General features: G+C 71.7%; 2 protein-coding genes and 1 pseudogene. All 3 read left to right on the top strand.

The genetic code is table 11. The features are described from left to right. The first annotated feature begins 35 nt into the window (after positions 1-35). Complete coding sequence (locus AOK17_RS00005) at positions 36-2,192, top strand: bifunctional glycosyltransferase/CDP-glycerol:glycerophosphate glycerophosphotransferase (RefSeq protein WP_055610130.1); 2,157 nt, start codon at positions 36-38, stop codon at positions 2,190-2,192. A gap of 53 nt (positions 2,193-2,245) precedes the next feature. Then, positions 2,246-4,474, top strand: coding sequence for a bifunctional glycosyltransferase/CDP-glycerol:glycerophosphate glycerophosphotransferase (locus AOK17_RS00010; protein WP_055610131.1), 2,229 nt, complete (start codon positions 2,246-2,248; stop codon positions 4,472-4,474). Next, positions 4,471-5,126: pseudogene (locus AOK17_RS00015) on the top strand (hypothetical protein); the annotation flags it as partial. The gene AOK17_RS00010 and the pseudogene AOK17_RS00015, both read left to right, overlap by 4 nt.

The raw sequence follows: 5,126 nt of genomic DNA on the forward strand, positions 1-5,126 counted from the left end.
CCCACCCCCACGTCACAGAAAGAGCCCCGCACCACATGCCCCGCTTCAGCGTCATCGTCACCGCTCAAGGCCTCGCGGGGCGCCTCCCCACCGCCCTCGACTCGGTCCTGGCCCAGTCCTTCACCGACTTCGAACTGATCACGGCCTGCGACACCCCCGGCTCCCCGGCGGCGACCGTCGCGGACGAATACGCCGCCGGAGACCCCCGCGTCACCCACCCCACCGGTTCACGCGCCGCGGGCATGCACGCGGCCACCGGCACGTACCTGCTCTTCCTGGACGCGACCGACGTGCTGACGCCGGGAGCACTCGCCGCGACGGACGCCCGGCTCCGGGAAACCGGCGACGTGGACGTCCTGTACCTCGCCCACGAGCGCGTGCCGTGGTGGGTGGGCGAACCGGTGGCGGAGCGGAGCGAGGACGGCGACCCCACGGACGTACGGCGACCGGTCTGGGCGACGGCCTACCGAAGGGCGTTCCTCGCCGATCACCAACTCACCTTCCCCGAAGGCCACTTCACGGACATCGGCTGGTCCGGCCTGGTGACCCTCGCGGCCGGGAGGACGGCCGCGCTGGACACCGTCTGCGTACGACGTCATGAGCGGCGCCCGAACGGCAGCCGTGCGACACCCGACGTCCAGCGCCAACTCCTCGACCAGGTCGAGCTGGTACTGAGGCGAGCAGCCGAACAGGACCTGGACCAGGACACCTCGCGCGCCCTCTTCGACCATCTCTTCGCCGAGGTCCTCGACACGGCGGCCACGTCCTGCCGAAGGGCCTTCTTCCGCCGGGCGGGCAGGCTGTACCGCCGCCACCGCCCGCGCGGCCACCGCACGAAGGGGCTGCGCAACCGGCTGCTGGCCCGCGGCGCGTACGCCACGTTCCGCGCGCTCCTCGGTGCCGAGCGACGGTCGGAGCAGGCCCGTGCGTTCGCGACCCGCGCCGCCCGCAGATGGCGCCGCGGCCGACCTCGCGGCCCGTACCGGCGCTACCTCCGCAGGCCCCTCGACGAGAACCTCGCCGTCTACGCGGCGTACTGGGGCCGCGGCTACGCCTGCAACCCGGCCGCCGTCCACCGCAAGGCACGCGAACTCGCCCCGCACATCAGGTCGGTGTTCCTGGTGCGGGAGCAGGACGCGGCGAGCATGCCCGAGGACGTGGAGAGCGTGGTGATCGGGAGCAGGCGGTACTGGGAGGTGATGGCGCGGGCCAAGTACACGTTCAACAACGTCAACTTCGAGACGGCCGTGGTCAAACGCCCCGGGTCCGTGCACGTCCAGACGCACCACGGGACACCGCTGAAGCGGATGGGCGTCGACCAGGTCGAGTACCGGGCGGTCGCGGCGGCCACCGGCAGCTTCGGCCGGCTGATGGAGCGCGCGGACCGCTGGGACTACTCCCTCTCCTCCAACTCCCACTCCACAGAGGTCTGGTCGGGCGCCTATCCCAGCGCGTTCCAGCACCTGGAGTACGGCTATCCGCGCAACGACCGCTTCTACACGGCGGATCCGGCCGAGGTCACCGCGATCCGCGAGCGGCTCGGCATCCCCGAGGACCGGGTGGCGCTGCTGTACGCGCCGACGTACCGCGACTATCCACGCGATGTGTCGGCCCAGTTCGACCTGGCCCGCTTCTGCGCCGAGCTGGGACCGGAGTTCGTGGTGCTGCTGCGCGCGCACTACTTCCTCGAAGGCGACGCGGATCTCCAACAGGCCGTCGCCTCCGGCCGGTTGATCGACGTCACGGCGTCACGCGAGACCGAGGACATCTGTCTGGCCTCGGACGCGCTGATCACGGACTACTCGTCGATCATGTTCGACTACGCCAACCTGGACCGGCCGATCGTGACGTTCGCCGACGACTGGGACGTCTACCGGGACACCCGGGGCGTCTACTTCGACCTGCTGGCCGAGCCGCCCGGCCATGTCGCCCGTACGCAGGACGAGTTGATCCGGGTCTTCACGACGGGTGAGTGGGCGGACGAGCGGTCCGCCGGGCTGCGGGACCGGTTCCGGGAGCGCTTCTGCCGGTTCGACGACGGGCGGGCCGCCGAGCGGGTCGTACGGCGGGTGCTGCTGGGGCAGGCCGAGGAGGAGCTGCCGCCGGTGGTGCCGTTGCACGAGCGCCTCCCCGTTCCGGCGGCGAGACCGGCGGTCGCCGTCGGCCCACGGACCCACACAGCGGCCCGCTGATGCCGCCGTCACGTCCCCCGCAATCCCCGCCGGTTCCCGGACCTGGAGGTGCCATGCCCCGCTTCAGCATCGTCGTGCCCGTCCACAACGTGCAGGGCTATCTGCGCGTATGCCTGGAGTCGGTCCTCGACCAGTCGTACGGCGACTTCGAGCTGATCGTCGTCAACGACCGTTCCCCGGACGGGAGTTCGGCGATCATCGACGAGTTCGCGGCCCGCGACGAGCGGATCGTGCCGGTGCATCTGCCCGTCAACGGCGGGATCGGCCCGGCCCGCAACCACGGGGCGAAGCTGGCGCGGGGCGAGTACCTGCTGTTCCTCGACAGCGACGACAGCTACACGCCGGGCACCCTGCGGGCGATCGCCGAGCGCATCGACGCGACCTCGCGGCCGGACATCGTCCTGTTCGACTACGCGCGCACGCACTGGCACGGCGCGGTGAAGCGCAACCGGGACGCGGCGGTGTTCGAGGCGCCGGGCCCCGAGGTGTTCACGGTCGCCGAACGCCCCGATCTGCTCGACCTGTTCACGGTCGTCTGGAACAAGGCGTACCGCCTCGACTTCTTCCGCGAGGGCGGCTTCACCTTCCCCACCGGCTTCTACGAGGACGCGGTGGTCGTCTACCAGACGCTGTGGACGGCCCGCACGATCACGCTCGTCGACCGGATCTGCGTGTACTACCGGCAGCGCCGCCAGGGCAACGCGATGCGTACGCCGAGCCGGGAGCACTTCGAGGTGTTCGCGCAGTACGAGCGGCTGTTCCGATTCATCGCGGAGCGGCCGGAGTTGGAGCGGTGGCGCGGCTTTCTCTACGACCACATGGCGGACCACTACCTCTTCATCCTCCGCCAGCAGGACCGCGTACCGCCGTCGGCCCGCCCCGAGTTCCACCGGCGGGCGGCACGGGACCTGCGGGCGTACCGCCCGGGCGGACACCGGCTCGGCGCGGACATCCCGCGGGTGTCATTCACCCTGCTCGCCCGGACCCCGTACGCCCTCTACGGCCTGCACCGCGTGGCCGCCGTGCGGCGGGCCGGTCTGCGCAGGCGCTACCGGGTCTGGCGCCGACGGCTGCGCAGGGTGCTGCTCGCGACGCACCGGCGGCTGGTGCTGCGGCGCGCGCTCGACCCGAACCTGGCCGTGTACTCGGCCTTCTCGCACCGGGGCGTCCTGGGCGATCCGGCCGCGATCCACCGCAAGGCGCGGGAGATCGCCCCGCACATCCGGGGTGTGTGGGTGGTCGGGAAGGAGTACGTGGACACGCTGCCGCCGGACGTCGAGCACGTCCTGCCGGGCAGCCGCGCGTACCGGAAGGTGACGGCGAGGGCCAAGTACCTGGTCAACAACATGAATTGGGCGAACGACCTGGTGAAGCGCGAGGGCGCGGTGCACATCCACACCCACCAGGGCACCCCGCTCAAGTCGATGGGCGCGGACCTGCTCAAGTACCCGGGCGCGCGACGGGGTTTCAGTGTCCCGAAGATGCTGCGGCGGGCCGACCGCTGGGACTACAGCCTGGTCGCGAACCCGCACTCGGAGCTGGTCTGGGACCGCGCGTACCCCTGCGACTTCGTGTCCCTGCGCTCGGGCAGCCCGCGCAACGACTGCCTGGTCCGCCCGGAGGCGGGCCGACGGGAGGCGGTGCGGGAGCGGCTGGGTGTTCCGGACGAGCGGGCCCTGATCCTGTACGCGCCGACCAACCGCGACCACCGTCAGGGCGGTTACGCGCCCACGTGCGACCTGGAACGCCTCGCGGCCGGGCTGCCCGGCGACCACGTCCTGGCGGTCCGCCTCCACCCGTCACTGGCCCAGCGCCACGAACGCGGCCTGGAACTCAAGGACTTGGCAAGGCGAGGCGTACTCCTGGACGTCACCGACGAGCCGAGCGTCGAGGACCTGATGCTCGCTTCCGACGCGCTGGTCACCGACTACTCGTCCCTGATGTTCGACTACGCCCACCTCGACCGGCCGATCGTCCTGCACGCCTACGACTGGGACACCTACCTCGCCGGACGCGGCACGTACTTCGACGTGACCGAGCGACCGCCGGGTCATGTGACGCGAGACGAGGGCGAGTTGGCGCGGCTGTTCGCGTCGGGCGCGTGGCGGGACGAGGAGTCGGCGCGACTGCGGGAGGCCTTCCGGGAGCGGTTCGGCGGCTACGACGACGGGCGGGCGTCGGAGCGGGTCGTACGGCTGCTGATGCTGGGCGAGGACCTGTCCGCCGTGCCGCCCACGGTCCCCGCGCCCGGCGTCCCGAGCGGGCAGTTGGCCCGCTCGTGAGCGCTCGCCCCGCCGCGTGGGTGCTGTTCCTCGCCGCCCTCTTCGGCTGTCTCCAGCTCGCCAACGTCACCGGCCGGGACACGCCCGACAGCCGCAACTACCTGTCGTACGCCCTGAGTCTGGGCGGTGCGGACAAGGAGGAGGCGGCGGGGCGCACGATCGCGTACGTGTGCGCGAGCCGGGGCGAGACCGCGTCGCGGAACCACAGTGTGGACGTGCGGCGCTTCCGGGCTCCCGATCCGGGGCCGGAGATCCGGGACGAGTGCCGGGGCTACTACGACTGGAGCGTCGGACGGCGTCTGGAGGCCGGCCAGACGTCCGGGTGGACGGCGCCCTTCATGAGCGAACGGTTCATGCGGATCTTCGAGGTGCGGCCCGGGTATCCGCTGCTGCTCGTGCCGTTCGTGACGGTGCTCGGGGTGACGTGGGGGCTGTGGGCGGCGGGGGTGGTCGTCGCGGCGGCCGGGGGCGTGCTGGTGTTCCTCGTCCTGCGGACCGTGGGCGTGCCGGTGGGATTGGCGCTGACCGGGCAGGCCCTCTACTACCTCCTGCCGACCGGTGCGACCGCGATGCGGCCCATGACCGAGGGCACGATGATGGCGCTCACGCTCGCTGTGCTGTGGGGGTGTGCGCTGGTGCTGCGGGGGCGGGC

The organism is Streptomyces phaeochromogenes (assembly GCF_001418655.1).
Classification (GTDB): Bacteria; Actinomycetota; Actinomycetes; order Streptomycetales; family Streptomycetaceae; genus Streptomyces; species Streptomyces phaeochromogenes.